Origin of the sequence: Amycolatopsis sp. GA6-003 (assembly GCF_046267895.1) — a bacterium.
Lineage (GTDB): Bacteria > Actinomycetota > Actinomycetes > Mycobacteriales > Pseudonocardiaceae > Amycolatopsis.
Map to the genome: position 1 here is coordinate 1,016,325 of NZ_CP176499.1, position 13,851 is coordinate 1,030,175.

The 13,851-nt window shown below is 69.8% G+C and carries 12 protein-coding genes and 1 pseudogene; 1 reads left to right on the plus strand and 12 read right to left on the minus strand.

Annotated features, from left to right (window positions below; translation table 11 throughout):
- Positions 1-4 precede the first annotated feature (4 nt).
- The 9 genes and pseudogenes from F9C12_RS04750 to F9C12_RS04790 all read right to left on the minus strand — a co-directional run bounded on the left by F9C12_RS04750 (position 5) and on the right by F9C12_RS04790 (position 10,154).
- Positions 5-2,035, minus strand: a complete 2,031-nt coding sequence (locus F9C12_RS04750; RefSeq protein ID WP_409464909.1) for a hydantoinase/oxoprolinase family protein — start codon at positions 2,033-2,035, stop codon at positions 5-7.
- On the minus strand, positions 2,032-2,259 hold the full coding sequence (locus tag F9C12_RS04755) for a hypothetical protein (RefSeq protein ID WP_409464910.1): 228 nt from the start codon (positions 2,257-2,259) through the stop codon (positions 2,032-2,034). Before F9C12_RS04755 ends, F9C12_RS04750 begins: the two co-directional genes overlap by 4 nt.
- Positions 2,260-2,450: 191 nt before the next feature.
- Entirely contained in the window at positions 2,451-2,717 is a 267-nt protein-coding gene (locus F9C12_RS04760; protein ID WP_409464911.1) for a hypothetical protein, read from the minus strand.
- A gap of 301 nt (positions 2,718-3,018) precedes the next feature.
- Positions 3,019-4,485 (minus strand): aldehyde dehydrogenase family protein, encoded by a 1,467-nt coding sequence (locus F9C12_RS04765; RefSeq protein ID WP_409464912.1) that lies wholly within the window; start codon positions 4,483-4,485, stop codon positions 3,019-3,021.
- Positions 4,486-4,517: 32 nt separating this feature from the next.
- On the minus strand, positions 4,518-5,627 hold the full coding sequence (locus F9C12_RS04770; RefSeq protein WP_409464913.1) for a zinc-binding dehydrogenase: 1,110 nt from the start codon (positions 5,625-5,627) through the stop codon (positions 4,518-4,520).
- Positions 5,624-7,213 carry a class I adenylate-forming enzyme family protein gene (locus F9C12_RS04775; RefSeq protein ID WP_409464914.1) on the minus strand — a complete coding sequence of 530 codons (1,590 nt, stop codon included), beginning with the start codon at positions 7,211-7,213 and terminating at the stop codon, positions 5,624-5,626. The genes F9C12_RS04770 and F9C12_RS04775 overlap by 4 nt, the downstream gene beginning before the upstream one ends.
- Before the next feature lie 120 nt (positions 7,214-7,333).
- A complete protein-coding gene (locus F9C12_RS04780; protein ID WP_409464915.1) occupies positions 7,334-8,449 on the minus strand; it encodes an NDMA-dependent alcohol dehydrogenase in 1,116 nt (371 codons plus the stop codon).
- 25 nt (positions 8,450-8,474) lie between these two features.
- Positions 8,475-9,308, minus strand: coding sequence for an N-acyl homoserine lactonase family protein (locus tag F9C12_RS04785; RefSeq protein WP_409464916.1), 834 nt, complete (start codon positions 9,306-9,308; stop codon positions 8,475-8,477).
- A gap of 43 nt (positions 9,309-9,351) precedes the next feature.
- Positions 9,352-10,154: pseudogene (locus F9C12_RS04790) on the minus strand (mycofactocin-coupled SDR family oxidoreductase).
- Between F9C12_RS04790 and F9C12_RS04795 the strand changes: the two are divergent.
- A complete protein-coding gene (locus F9C12_RS04795) occupies positions 10,116-10,253 on the plus strand; it encodes a hypothetical protein (RefSeq protein ID WP_409467172.1) in 138 nt (45 codons plus the stop codon). The pseudogene F9C12_RS04790 and the gene F9C12_RS04795 overlap by 39 nt on opposite strands.
- Positions 10,254-10,365: 112 nt before the next feature.
- On the opposite strand, the gene F9C12_RS04800 is transcribed toward F9C12_RS04795, so the two are convergent.
- The 3 genes from F9C12_RS04800 to F9C12_RS04810 all read right to left on the minus strand — a co-directional run bounded on the left by F9C12_RS04800 (position 10,366) and on the right by F9C12_RS04810 (position 13,839).
- Entirely contained in the window at positions 10,366-11,001 is a 636-nt protein-coding gene (locus F9C12_RS04800; RefSeq protein WP_409464917.1) for a TetR/AcrR family transcriptional regulator, read from the minus strand.
- Between the two features lie 67 nt (positions 11,002-11,068).
- Entirely contained in the window at positions 11,069-12,427 is a 1,359-nt protein-coding gene (locus F9C12_RS04805; protein WP_409464918.1) for an aldehyde dehydrogenase, read from the minus strand.
- Positions 12,424-13,839 (minus strand): MmgE/PrpD family protein, encoded by a 1,416-nt coding sequence (locus F9C12_RS04810; RefSeq protein ID WP_409464919.1) that lies wholly within the window; start codon positions 13,837-13,839, stop codon positions 12,424-12,426. Before F9C12_RS04810 ends, F9C12_RS04805 begins: the two co-directional genes overlap by 4 nt.
- Between the last annotated feature and the right edge of the window lie 12 nt (positions 13,840-13,851).

Sequence of the window (13,851 nt, forward strand, 5' to 3'; positions counted from 1 at the left end):
ACGCTCACTTCTTCCGGATGACGAGTTCGCCGTAGCGACCGACGACGAGATGCTGGCCGGCGCCGACGTGGGTCGTGGACAGTCCTTCGTGGACGATCGCCGGGCCGTCGAACTCGTCGCCCGCCCGGAGCGCGGTGCGGTCGTACACCGGCGCCTCCTGGTCTTCCGCGCCCTCGCCCAGATACCGCAGGGTCGCCGTGCGAACCGGTTGGAGCGGCTCGTCCGCGGCGCGGGCGGGCAGTTCCGGATACTCGACCTTCGGGGTGTCCAGCACCGCGCGGACCCGGAACGTGACGCCCTCGACCGGGACCGTTTCGAAGCGATTGCCCGACCGCTCCTGGTAGGTGTCGTGGAACGACGCGATCATCGCGGCGACCGCCGGCTCGTCGAGGGTCCCGGCCGGCACCGGCACGAACGGCGTGTCCCAGCTCTGCCCGACGAGATGCCCGTCGTAGCTGCGTTCGAAAGTCACCGCGACGTCCGGGGTCAGCCGCTCGCGCAGCTGCTCCTCCATCTCGGCGAACAGCCCGTCGATCCGCTCCGCCGCGTCCGGCGTGAGCACGGTGTAGGCGCTGCGGTTCACGGTGAACACCTGGTCGGCCGACAAGAGACCCAGCGCGGAGAACAGCCCCGGGTTCGGCGGGACGACGACCTGCTTGCAGTGCACCGCGTCCATCGCCGCGGGCAGCAGCATCGGCCCGGCGGCGCCGTAGGCGATCAGGGTGTAGTCCCGCGGGTCGACGCCATTCTTGATCGCGACGTTGAAGACGCCCTCGGCGATGTTGTGCACCGCCATCTCGTACGCGTAGCGCACCCGCTGAGCCAGCGAGAACTCCGAGTCGAGGTTCTCGAACGCTTGCCGGGCCAGCTCCGGATCCAGCGTCAGCTCGCCGTCGGCGAACGTTCCCGGGTCGAGGATGCCGATCAGCAGGCAGGTGTCGGTCGTGGTCGGCTGGGCGCCGCCGCGGCCGTAGCAGGCCGGGCCGGGCGTCGAACCGGCGCTGCCGGGGCCGACCTGGATCTCGCCGGTCTGGCCGATCGTCACCAGGCTGCCGCCGCCCGCGCCGATCGCGCTGACGTCGTTGGCCAGCGCGTTGACGACGAGATCGTGCTCCAGTTCGAACGTGGTGTCGACGAACGGTTCGCCGCCGGTGACCACGCTGATGTCGCACGACGTGCCTCCGACGTCCGCGCACAGCAGGTGGCGCTCGCCGATCAGCGAGCCGAAGTGCGCGCTGGCGACGGTGCCCGCCGCGGGCCCGGAGAACACGATGCGGAACGGTTGTTCCATCGCGCGGTGCGACGGCACGAGCGTGGCCGCGCAATCGGCGAAGTTCAGCTGGCCGGTGAAGCCCAGTTCGGCCAGCCCCTTTTCCAGCCGCGCGGTGTAGTCGGCGTAGATGAGCTTCATCAGCGCGTCGACCACCGTCGTCGACGCCCGCGCGTACTCCTTGGCGAGCGGGGACACCTCGCTGGACAACGAGCACGGCACGTCCCCGAGCACCTCGCGGACCAGGTCGCGCAGGCGGAGTTCGTGCGCCGGGTTCACATAGGCGTTGATCAGGCAGATGGCCACCCCGGTCACGCCGCACCCGCGCAGCACTTCGAGTTCGGCTCGCGCCTGCGCCTCGTCCAGCTCGAACAGCACGTCGCCGGTCGCGGTGAGCCGCTCCCGGATTCCCCGGCGCAGGTACCGCGGCACCAGCGGCCGCGCGGCGTCGCCGAAACTGCGTCGCCAGCCCGGGTCCAAAATGGCCTCCGCCGGCCGCCACACCCGGCCCATGTCCAGGATGTCGCGGTGTCCCTCGGTGGCCAGGAACCCGATCTTCGGCACGTCGCGGGTGATCACCGCGTTCAGCCCGTGCGTGCTGGCGTGGTTGAACACCGAGGCTCCCGCCACGCCGAGCAGCGCGGCGCCTTCGAGCACCGGGCGCGTCACATCGGTGTAGTCGGTGGACACCTTCGCGGTGCGGATCTTCCCGTCCCGCAGGGCGACCACGTCGGTGAAAGTGCCGCCCACGTCGACTGCGATCATCGTCGGTCCTTTCGCTCCACGAAGTCGGAGAGCAACTGGATCGGCCCGAGCCGCGGTCCGCGCTCCCGGCTGACCGAGAACAGGCAGGCCTGGCATTTCACGACCTCGAACCAGCCGCCCTCGGAATTGACCGGATAGCGGGACAACTCGGCGGCCCGGCACCGCGGACAGACGCCCTCGACTGGTTCCCGCTCGAGGGAAGGCGGGTGTGTTTTTTGGTCCATTCCGGCGCAACTCCATTGTCGGCTCGATCAGTGCGGCGCTGCCGCACCTCCGAACGGTAGGCCGGGTGAGACCGGGGCAACAGCCGCTCAGCGCACAGCCGAGTCCGCAAAACGAAGCGACCGCGGGGGCGGACATGGAGACGGGCAGGACCGCGGCCTGTCCAGCCGCTGTCCTGCCCGTTGCTTTTCTTTCAGGCCGCCTCGCCGGCCGCCCCCAGCGCTGCCGCACCAGCCGGCGTGAGGCGGGCGCGGACCCGCTGCCCGAGCACAGCCGGTCCAGTTTGGACGATCAGCCCTCGGTGGGCGAGCGCGTGCGCGGTGTACTGGTCGCAGCACGGCACGCCGTCGACGAACATGTCCGGCTCGCGGCTGCAGGTGATCTCGGCCCGTCCAGCGGCCACGACGCGGAGGAGGGCCAGCGCCCGGCAGCTCAGGTCCGGATCCGTCCGAGGCGCCATCGCGCACCTCCTTGCCGCAGAAATAATATTTTATATTAAACTTCCGCAGCGGTGCGGTCAAGACGGCCCCGGCCGGGGGCCCGAGCCACGCCCGACAGCCGCGCGGCACCTTCGGCCCTCTGATTGCCGCGATCCGCGCGGCGACGCTCCCTCGTCCGGGAACCGTGGTGGCGCTTGCCCCGAACCCCGCCGCGGTCGCTCGCCGACCGGCGGAGAACACCTAGGCAGCCCGGAAGCACCTGCGGGCATGGCGGTTCGCCATGCCCGCTTGGCTGTGCTCCTCGATCTCCAGCGGCGCCGGTCAGGACAGGCCGGGTCCGAGGAGGATCTGCTTGGTCTCGGCGAATTCCCGGATTCCTTCGGGCCCGCCTTCCCGTCCCCAGCCGGATCCTTTCCGCCCGCCCCAGGGCGCGGCGACGCTCGGCCCGAACGAATTCAGCGCGACCGAGCCCGCGGTGATGCGGTCCGCGCAGTACTGGCCGCGTTCGAGGTCGGTCGTGTAGACCGTCGCGGCGAGGCCGTAGGACGTGTCGTTGGCGAGTGCGATGCCGTCGTCGAGGTCCGTGTAGGTCAGCACCGCCGTGACCGGGCCGAAAACCTCGTTCCGGGCCAGGTCCGACTCCCGCTGGACGTCGGTGACGATGGTGGGCTCGAACCACCACCCAGGACCAGGCGGACGCCCTCCCCCGGCGACGACGCGGCCTCCTTCCGCGACGGCGCGCCGGACGGCCCGTTCGGTGCGGTCGCGAGCGGCCGCGTTGGCGAGGGGGCCGATGTCGGTGCCGCGGTCGAGCGGATCGCCGATCTTCAGCCGCGACCACGCGCTCGTCATCGCCTCGACGACTTCGTCGTGCCTCGATTCGGGGACGAGCACGCGGGTGAGCAGGGCGCAGACTTGCCCGGTGCCGCCGGTCGCGCCCGGGAGCAGGCTGCGCAGCACCTTGTCCAGCGGGGCGTCCGGAAGGATCAGCGCCGGGGATTTCCCGCCCAGTTCCAGGTGCGTGCGGGCGAACCGGCCGCGGGTCGATTCGATGATGTCCTGCGCGGCGACGCGTCCGCCGGTCAGGGAAACCAGGTCTACGCGCGGATCGGCCGACAAGGCACGAGCGACGTCGGTGCTCCCGGCCAGAATGGACAGCGTGCCGGGCGGGAACCCCGCGGCTTCGGCGCACTCGGCGACCAGGCGCATGATCAGCTGCGATTCCACCGCCGCTTTCACGATCACCGGGCAACCGGCGAGCAGGGCGGGGATGATCTTGGTGGCCATCGTGACCAGCGGGCCGTTGTACGCCATGATCCCGGCGACCACCCCGGCCGGCTCGTGCTTCACGAGCACGTCGCCGAGCGGAGTGCTGCGCCGTTCCGGCCGCAGTGCGTCTTCGGCCTGGTCGAGTGCCGCGGTCCACGCTCCGACCGCGCCGAAACGATGCAGAGTCGCGCTGTAGCGGACCGGCATCCCGGCCTCGACCGCCCACACCGCACCCATTTCCGGGAGGCGTTCTTCCATGGCGGCGCAGAACCGCCGGACGGCCTCGACTCGTTCCGCCACGGGCAGTCGACCCCACGACGACAGGCCCCGCTGGTGCGCTTCGGCTACCGCCGCCTCGGCTTGGCCGGTTCCCGGCAGTCCGACTTCGGCCACGACCTTTTCGTCCGCGGGCGACACGATCTCGTGCCGCCCCCCGCTCGCGGGCAGCCATTCGCCGCCGACGTACACCTCGTCCGGGTGCCGGACCTCGACACCCGCGATCTCGATCGAGTTCGACAACTCGTGGTCTCCGTTCTCGTTCGGCCGCCGGCTCAGGACATGACCAGCGACGCCCGGGCGGCTTTGCCCGCCGCCTGGTCGGCCAGCGCCTCGTTGATCTCCGCCAGCGGGTAGTCCGCGGCGGCTCGCGCCAGGGGCAGGTCTCCTGCCCTGCGGGCGAGGAAAGCCAGGGCTTTGGCGAGGCTGCGCGCGTCGTAGAAGGACACCGCCTGCACCGTGATGTTGTTCATGACCAGGAAACCCGGGTCCACCTCGACCGGCGAGCCCTCGTAGAAGGTGCCCAGCTCCAGGTACTTCCCGCCGCGCGCGGTCATCCGGATCCCCTCCGGGATCACCGACGGGTGCCCGGCGAGTTCGAACACGACGTCGCCGCCGCCGTCGGTGAGGTCGCGCACCCGGGCGGCCCGGTCCTCGGGCGAGCCGAACTCGCGGAAGTCGACTGTCTCGTCGGCGCCCATCTGCCGCGCCAGCTCGAGCCGCTCGTCCACTCCGTCGATCACGACGACCTGGTCGGCGCCGCATTCCCGGGCGAGCGCGGCGCCGTAGAGACCGAGTCCGCCCGCGCCTTGGACGACGACCCGGTCCCCCATCGACACCTGGGCGCGGTCGAACGCCATGACCATCTGGGCGAGCGCGCAGTTCACTCCCGCGGCCAGGACGTCGCCGACCTCGTCCGGGACCTTGAACACGGCCATCGTCGGGCGCACGTAGAAGTAATCCGCGAACGCGCCGCGGAAATGCGGGAACTCCGAAGGTTTGCCGACGAACGCGCGGTGCTGCCGCAGGCACGCTTCGGACCGGCCGCGCAAGCACGGCCGGCACCGTCCGCAGGGCGCGAAGTACTGGCACACGATCCGGTCGCCCGGCCGCAGCGGCGCACCGGACCAGTCCCGGTCCACGCCCGGCCCGAGGCTGTGCACGACGCCGGTCATCTCGTGGCCGATCACCCGGCCGTCCTCGCGGCGGCCCCGGCTGGCGAGCACCCCGTCGCCGCGCCAGATGTGCACGTCGGAGCCGCAGACGTTCGCCCGGGTCACGCGCATCACCAGCGCCCCGGGCTCCGGCTCGGGAACGGGGAGTTCGGCCAGTTCGAGCTTGGCGCCGGGCCCGAAGAACAGGGCCGCTCGTCCGGTCTGGGTCATGCCGGGTCTTCTCCTCCCGCGGGAGCGCCGGGGCGCTCGCCGAGGTTCGCGTAGGTTTCCTTCATCAGGTACTTCAGGACTTTTCCGGAGGCCGTGCGCGGGAGTTCGCGAGCGAAGACGAAGTACCGGGGGATCTTGTACTTCGCGAGCCGTTCGGCGAGGTAGCGCCGCAACTGCGCTTCGCCCGGCGCCGCGCCGGGCTCGGCCACCACGACGGCGCAGCCGACCTCCGCCAGTTTCGCGTCGGGCACGCCGATCAGCGCGGCGTCGTGCACGCCGGGATGGCCGGTGAGGATCTTCTCCACCTCGGCCGGGTAGACGTTCTCGCCGCCGGTGCGGATCATGTCCTTGGCCCGCCCGGCAAGCGTCACGAACCCGTCGGCGTCGACCCGGCCGAGGTCGCCGGTGCGGCACCAGCCGCCGGCGAACGTCTCCGCGGTCTCCTCCGGACGGTTCCAGTAGCCGATGCTGACCCCGGGGCTGCGCAGGTGGATTTCGCCGACCTCGCCCGTCGGCACTTCCGTTCCGAGCGGGTCGGCTATGCGCACCTGGGTCATCGGCTGCGGCACGCCCACGCTCGTTTCCCTGCCCCGGGCGACCGTGTGGTCCAGGTGCAGCGCGACCGCGCCGCCTTCGGTGAGGCTGTAGGACTGGGTGAGGTTCACTCCCGGCAGCCGCTTCTCGAACACGTCGTACACCCACGGCATGATCGTGTCGCCGCCGGTGACGATCCGCTGCAGGGAAGGCGGAACCAGGGTTTCCAGCCCTTCGATGCCGCCGAACTCGGCGAGCATGAACGAATAGACCAGCATGGCCGTCGCCGAGTGCCGGCGGGCCGCCTCGAGCATGGCTTCCAGGGTGAATCCGCCGGACGGGAAGGTGACAGCGGTCCCGTGCCGGAGCAGAGCGGGCAGGAGCAACACCTCGAACCCGCCCGCGTGGAACAGCGGGCCCTGCGTCAGCGCGACCGTGGTGTGATCGAATTTCCAGTTCAGCGCCTGGACCGTCCCGATCCACACTGCGTTGCCGTGCGAGAGGAGCGCGCCCTTCGGACGGCCGGTCGTGCCCGAGGTGTACATCAGTGTGAGCGGCTGGTCCGGCCCGATCTCCGGGAACTCGCCGTCCGCGGCGCTGCCGGCGAATTCCTCCAGCGGTACGGCCCACTCTGGTGCGGCAGCGTCCGAGCCGGTCCGCGCGACGTAAGTCCGGGCAGGCACTTCGCGCCGGATCCCGGCGAGCCGCTCGCCGAACTCCGCGTCGAAAATCACCGTTCCCGCGGCGGAATCCCGCAACTGATAGCTCAATTCGGCCGCGGTGAGCCGCCAGTTCAACCGCACCGAGATCGCGCCGATCCGGCCGAGCGCGAGATAGAGCGCTACGTAATCGGTGCAGTTGCGCAGCAGCAGCGCCACGCGGTCGCCGGGCCGCACACCGTCACGCCGGAGTGCAGTCGCGAGCAGCAGCTCGCGTTCCCGCAGTTCCGCGTAGGAGAGCGGGTCTCCGGTGCCGAGCGCCAGCGCCGGACTGTCCGGCGAGACGCTCGGGACCTGCCCGGCGACCGCGTCCGTGATCCACGAAATGTTCATTTCCCTCGCTCCGTCGGGTTCGGCGAAGGCATTCTCGCAACGGTTGGCTCAGCGATTGTCCCGCGAAACGGAACGCATCGAGTCGTTTCCATGATGAGCCTCCTTCCGGCGTCCGCAGGGTCAGCGGTCGTGCCGGATGACGCCGCGGATGATCTTCCCGGCCTTCATGTCGGCGTATCCCTGGTTGATGTCTTCCAGCCGGTAATGCTTGGTCGCCAGCTCGTCGAGCTTCAGCCGCCCGCTGTCGTAGAGCCGCAGGAGCTTCACGATGTCGTAGTGCGGGTTGAGGGTGCCGAACATCGACCCCTTGATCGTCTTCTCCCACTTCGTCAGCACCGCGCCGGAAACGTGCACCGTGAGGTCATCGGGCGCGCCGAGACCGGTCACCACGACGGTGCCGCCCTTGCCGACGATGTCGAACGCGTCGCTGACCACCTTCTCGTCCACCACGCCGACCGTGACCAACGCCTGGTCCGCACCCTGGCCCCAGGTCAGTTCGTGCACGCGCTCCGCCGCCTCTTCCGCCGTGGCGAAAGCGTGTGTCGCGCCGAGTTTCAGCGCGGTTTCCCGCTTGAACTCCACCGGGTCCACCGCCACCACGAACTTCGCCCCGGCGTAGGCGGCGCCCTGGATCGCGTTGATGCCGATCCCGCCGATCCCGTACACCACCGCGGTGTCGCCGGCCCGCACTCCCCCGGCTCGGGTGGCCGTGCCCCATCCGGTCGGCACTCCGCATCCGGCCAGGACCGCGACCTCGAGCGGGATCCACGGATCGATCTTGATCACCGAACGTTCCTGGACGGTGGCCCGTTCCGCGAACGTGCCGAGCATGCACAGGCTGCCGTAGCCCTGGCCCTTCGCGTCGTGGAAGCGGAAGCCCCCGTCCGGGAAAGTGCCGTTCATCGTGTCCGCGGCCAGGTCGCACAGGCTGGACCGGCCGGTCGCGCAGTAGCGGCACGATCCGCAGGTCGGCACGAAGCTGCCCACCACGTGGTCTCCGGGCCGCAGCCGGGTCACCCCCGTCCCGACCGCCTCGACCACTCCGGCGCCCTCGTGGCCGAGGACGATCGGCTTGCGCCCGCCCAGTACTCCGTCGAGGAAGTGATAGTCCGAATGACACAGTCCGGACGCGACGAACTTGACGGTGACCTCGCCGGGCCCCGGCTCGGCCACCTCCAGCTCGCGCAGCTCCAGTCCGGTGCTTCCCTCGTCCACGACCGCGGCGACGGTTTTCATTTCAGCGTTCCTCCGGGTCGGCCGGTCAAGCTTGGGCAGCAGCGCGGTTGAGCTCCGCGGCGCTCGTGATTTCTCCGTTGTCCGGCCGGAAATCCGCCCAGTCCCGCGGATCGTGGCTGATCCATACCGTCGTGCCGGGCTGCGTGCGCAGCAGCTTCACCTTCTGCAGGGAGGCGTTCTTGTTCAGCCGGTCGACGTCGAACGGCATCCCGGTCGTCGCCTCCACGTTCGCCCGCTTGTGCGCCGCGTCGCTGGTCAGCACCAGTGTGCTTTCGTCCGGCAGCCGCACCTTCAACCCCAGGGTGCCGGGGGTGTGCCCGTGCAGGGAGAGCAGGACGACGCTGCCGTCCCCGAACATGTCGTGGTCGTAACCGGCCGGGACCTCGTTCCACGCGATCTTCCCCGCCGCGGCGATGTCTTCTTCGCGGAAGAACCCGGCGTCGAGACTCGACGGCGTGCGCGCGTACCGCAGCTCGCCGGCGCCGATGAAGCCCTCGGCGTGCGGGAACAGGTCGAGCCCGCCGGTGTGGTCGAAATGCATGTGGGACAAGACAATCCGGCGCACGTCGCTCGTCTTGCAGCCGATCGACTCGAGCTGGCGGTCCAAGCGGCAGTGCTCCGGGATCGAGATCTTGAAAGCGTCGGCGAGGGGGCCGTACGCGGCGGCCGGGTCGCCGGCGCCGGAGGTCGCCAGGCTGGTGTCGAACAGCAGCAGGCCCTCGGCGTGCTCGACGAGAAAGGACGGCGACGGGATGGTGTCCTCCTGGCCGCCGGTGCCGAGCATCAGGATGCTGCAGTCCACGGTCAGTTCCGGCGCGTCGAGCGCCCAGACGCGGCGCACGGTCGAAGAAGCGGGCATCGAATGGCTCCCAAAAGTCTGCAGGATGTATTGGGCAACGGATTCAGACGAGCAGCGTTCCGGCGTCGACCGGCAGGGCCGCACCGGTCACGTACCGGGCCTCGGCGGAGGCCAGGTACAGCACCGCGCCGGAGACGTCCTGCGCCTCGACCCACGGCACCGGCAGCGCGTGCATGGACTGGGACACCGGCGCGAAGTCGTTCTTGCCCGGGTTCTCCGTGCCGGGCAGGAACGCCGAGTAGACCGCGTCGTTCTGCAGCATCGGAGTGTCGACCTGGGTCGGGTGCACCGAGTTGACGCGGATCGAATGCGGACCCAGCTCGATCGCGAGGGTTTCATCAGGCCGACGAGCCCGTGCTTGGCCGCGACGTAGTGGCCGAGTCCCGGGTACGCCCGCAGTCCGGCCGCCGAACTGGTCAGCACGACCGCGCCGCCTCGTCCCCCTGCCACGAGATGCGGAACCGCCGCTTTCACCGTGTGCCAGGCGCCGGTGAGGTTGATGTCGACGACGTCCCGCCACGTCTCCTCGGAAAGGTCGAGCAGCGAACCGAACGACACGATCGCCGCGTTGGCGACCACCACGTCCAGCCTGCCCAGCTCCTCGGCGCCGCGGTCGATCGCGGCTTTCAGCGCCGGGAAATCCCGGGTGTCGGCCTCGGCGGCGACCACTCGCCGGCCGGTCGCCCGGACCTCCTTCACGGTCTGCGCCAGGTCGTCCGCGGCAGCCAGCGGGTACGGCGCGGTCGCCACCTGCGCGCACACGTCGACCGCGATGACGTCCGCGCCTTCCTCGGCGAAGCGCACCGCGTGACTGCGCCCCTGCCCGCGCGCGGCTCCGGTCACCACGACGACCTTGCCTTCGAACCGTCCGGGCATGTGCACTCCACTTCGCTGTGGTCGGGTCCGGCGCCGCGCGACGACTCCGCCGCGCTCATCTACGGATAATATATTCTATTCTGTGCTCGGTTTTCAAGCCGAGCCTCGAATTCCGCCGGGGCACGAGAGAAGCCCAGGTCTCGCCGGACGCGAAACCTGGGCTTCTGCCAGTGTGCGAGGGTTACCGCGGCGTGAACATCCCGGCCAGAGTCAAGGACACCTCGTCGGCGAACCCTTCGACGCTCAGGTGCCCTTCCGGGTCGTACCACTCGCCGACGAGCGCCATCCCGCCCAGCGCGAGATTCAGCGTCGGATGCGGACGGCCCGGAACCGCGCGGCCGTCCAGCTCGTCGACGACTTCGCGGAAGATCGAGGTCTGCTCGCGCCGCAGTTCCCGGCGACGCCGTTCGAGCGCCTCGATCGGCACTCGCACCTTGAGGAAGAGCGGGATGAACTCGGGGTACTCGCGAAGCGTGATCACGACTTCTTCCCGGAACATCGCCCGCAGCCGGGCCAACGGCGGGCCTTCGGACCGGGCGATGTCCCGGAGCCGGGGAAACACCTCGGCGGCCGCGTGCTCCATGCAGCGCAAGAACAGCTCTTCCTTCGAGGAGAAGTAGTAATAGAGGCTGGTCCCGCGCATGTCGACGGCCGCTCCGACATCCTCGAAATTCGCCGCCTCGTACCCGCGTTCGGCGAACAACCGAGCCGCGGCGTGTTCGATCAGCCGCATCCGGAGCGCCCGCTTGCGCTCGGCGCGGGTCTCGACCGCGCCCGCATCGCCGCCGCGCCGCGAAACGACCTCGGGCACAGTCATCGCGATCATCTCCTCCGCTCTTGCTCCGCCGTAGCGCACGACGCCGGCCGAGAGCCGGGAACCGGTGCTACGCCCGGAAAATCGTCTTGTACTCCAGGTACGCGTCCACGCTCTGCGGTCCCAGCTCCCGCCCGATCCCGCTGTTCTTGACGCCGCCGAACGGCGTCTCGATCGGCAGCGTGGAGGTGTTCACTCCGACGCTCCCGGTCACGATCCGGCGGGCCACTTCCGTCGCCCGATCGCGGTCCGGCGAGAACACTCCGCCGCCCAAGCCGTATTCCGAGTCGTTCGCGATGGCGACCGCTTCGTCGACCGTCCGGTACGGCAGCACGGTGAGCACGGGGCCGAAGATTTCCTCGCGGGCGATGCGCATGTCGTTGGTGACCCCGCGGAAGATCGTCGGTGCGACGTAGTAGCCGCGCTCGAACGGGCGGCCGCCGCCGATCACCAGTTCGGCGCCCTCCGCTTTGCCGAGTTCGATGTAGGACTCCACTCGTTCCCGCTGCGTCGCGTTCACCAGCGGGCCGAAGAACACCGCCGGGTCGAGCGGATCCCCTTGCGGGATTTCGGTCATCGTGGTCGCGAGCATCTCCACGACCTCGTCGTAGCGCGAGGCCGGGGCCAGCACCCGGGTCAGCGCCCGGCAGGTCTGCCCGGTGTTCGGCGAGCAGGCGGAAAGCACCAGCGGCCGGAACGCGTCGAGATCGACGTCGTCGAGCAAAATGCCCGCCGACTTTCCGCCCAGCTCCAGCGTGACGTGCTTCAGCTGCTTCGCGCACTCAGCGGCGATAGCTTTGCCCGCCACGGTCGAGCCGGTGAACGCCACCTTCTGCACGCCAGGATGCGCGACCAGCGCCGCCCCAGTTTCGCGTCCGCCGGTCACGATGTTCACCACGCCTTCGGGAATTCCCGCCGCGGCAACGATTTCCGCGAAGACGAACGCATCGAGCGACGTCTCTGGCGCCGGCTTGATCACCGCGGTGCAGCCGGCCGCCAGCGCGGGGCCGAGCTTCCACGCGATGAGCGGCTGCGGGCCGTTCCACGGAGTGATGGCCGCGACCACGCCGACCGGCTCGCGCAGGACGATCGCGTCGCCGCTCGCCGTCTCGACGTGCTGCTCGACCGAGAGTTTTTCCGCGAGCGAAGCGAAGTACCGGTAACAGACCGGAACTTGGCTCTGCATGGCGCGGGTAATGCTGATCGGCGTGCCGTTCTGGCGGGTGACCAGCTCCGCGATTTCCTCGGATCGCTTTTCGAACTCGTCCGCCAGCGCGCGCAGGCAGCCGGCGCGGGTGGCGGGCGACAGAGCCGCCCACGGCCCAAGAGCGGCACTGGCGGCGGACACGGCGGCGTCGACGGTCGCCGCGTCGCTGTCCACAATGGACCCGATCACTTCTTCCGTCGCCGGGTTGACCACGTCGATCATGCCGCACCTCCGACCTGGTTCAGCAGCACCGAAACGTCCTCGACGTTCTGCAGATCGAAAACCGCCTGGACGATCGCGTCCGGGTCCTTCACGACGCCCTCCACGTTGTGCCGGAACTTCGCGACGAGTTCGTCGTCAGTCAGATACGTGGCCGGGTCGGGCGACGGGCTGCCCTTCGGGTAGGCCCGCTCGCCGCGATAGGTGGTACCGCGCGCCTGCACCTCGACGCGCGACCGGCGAGCCGCCGGGTTGTTCTTCAACGCCTCCGTGTAGTCCGGGTGCGCCTGGAACGACGCCTTCTTGGTCAGGTCGAGCACCGACGGGTCCAGCACCGCTTCCGGGGTCTGCCAGTCCTTGCCGGGCGGGATCCGGTGCGCGGCGAGGGCGAGGCCGTGCGTCATGCTGAACTGCGCGTCGCGCGGGTTGCGGATGGTCTCGTTCACCCACACCGGCTGCATGACGAAGCTCTCGCCATACGCGGTGATCGCGTCGATCTCGTCGGGACGGAGGTCGTGTGTCTCGACGATTTCGGTCAGCGCGTCGAACAGTGCGTGCATGACCCGGCAGTGCGGATACGGCTTGAACGACTGGAACGGCGTGAACGTCCACTTTGCACCGAGGTCCGCGGTGATCGGCGCGGGTTCCCAGCGGGAGGTGCCGATGAAGCGCGGGAAGCCGTATTCGCGGTCGTCGAGCATCTGCCGGTCGCCGGCGTGGCCGCGTTCGGCGAGGTTGGCCGCGGTGACCGCGGACAGCGCCATTCCGCCGGCGAGCTGGTACTTGATCGTCGTCGACGGGGCGTGCATCATCCACGCGCGCTGAGTGTTGGTCGGCGCGGTGGAGCCCATGATGCCGAGCGCGTCGGCCAGAGTTTCGCCGTCGAGGCCCTTCACGACGCCGACTGCGGCCGCGGCGCCGAAAAGCGTGCTGCTGTAGCCGATGACGTCGGGGATGGTGACAACGCCGTCCTTGATGTCGCGCAGGTAGTCGGTCGCCTTCCCGATCCGGTACGACATCTCGTGGGCCACCGCGATCGCCTCGAGCAGCTTCGTGCCGGACGTCCGCAACGACTCCGCGGTGGCCAGCGCGCCGGGCAGCACGTACGGCGTGACATGTCCGGGCGGCAGGACTGCGTCCTGGTCGAGCGCGTTGATCAGTTCGGCGTTGGCGAACGCGGCGGCGGGGACCGAAGTCTTCGTGCCGGTGCCGAGGATCGACGCCGGACCTTCAGCGCCGCCGAGGTATCGCGCGTAGTCGACGCCGCGCTGCGCGCCTTCGTCACCGAGGGAAGCCACCGCGCAGCCGAGCGAGTCGAGCAGGATGCGCTGGGATTCGCGGATCACCTCGTCGGGGAATTCCCGGGCGTCCGCGCCCGCGGCGAATCCCGCGAGCTGCTCGATGATCGTCGCCATGCCTGCTCCTCG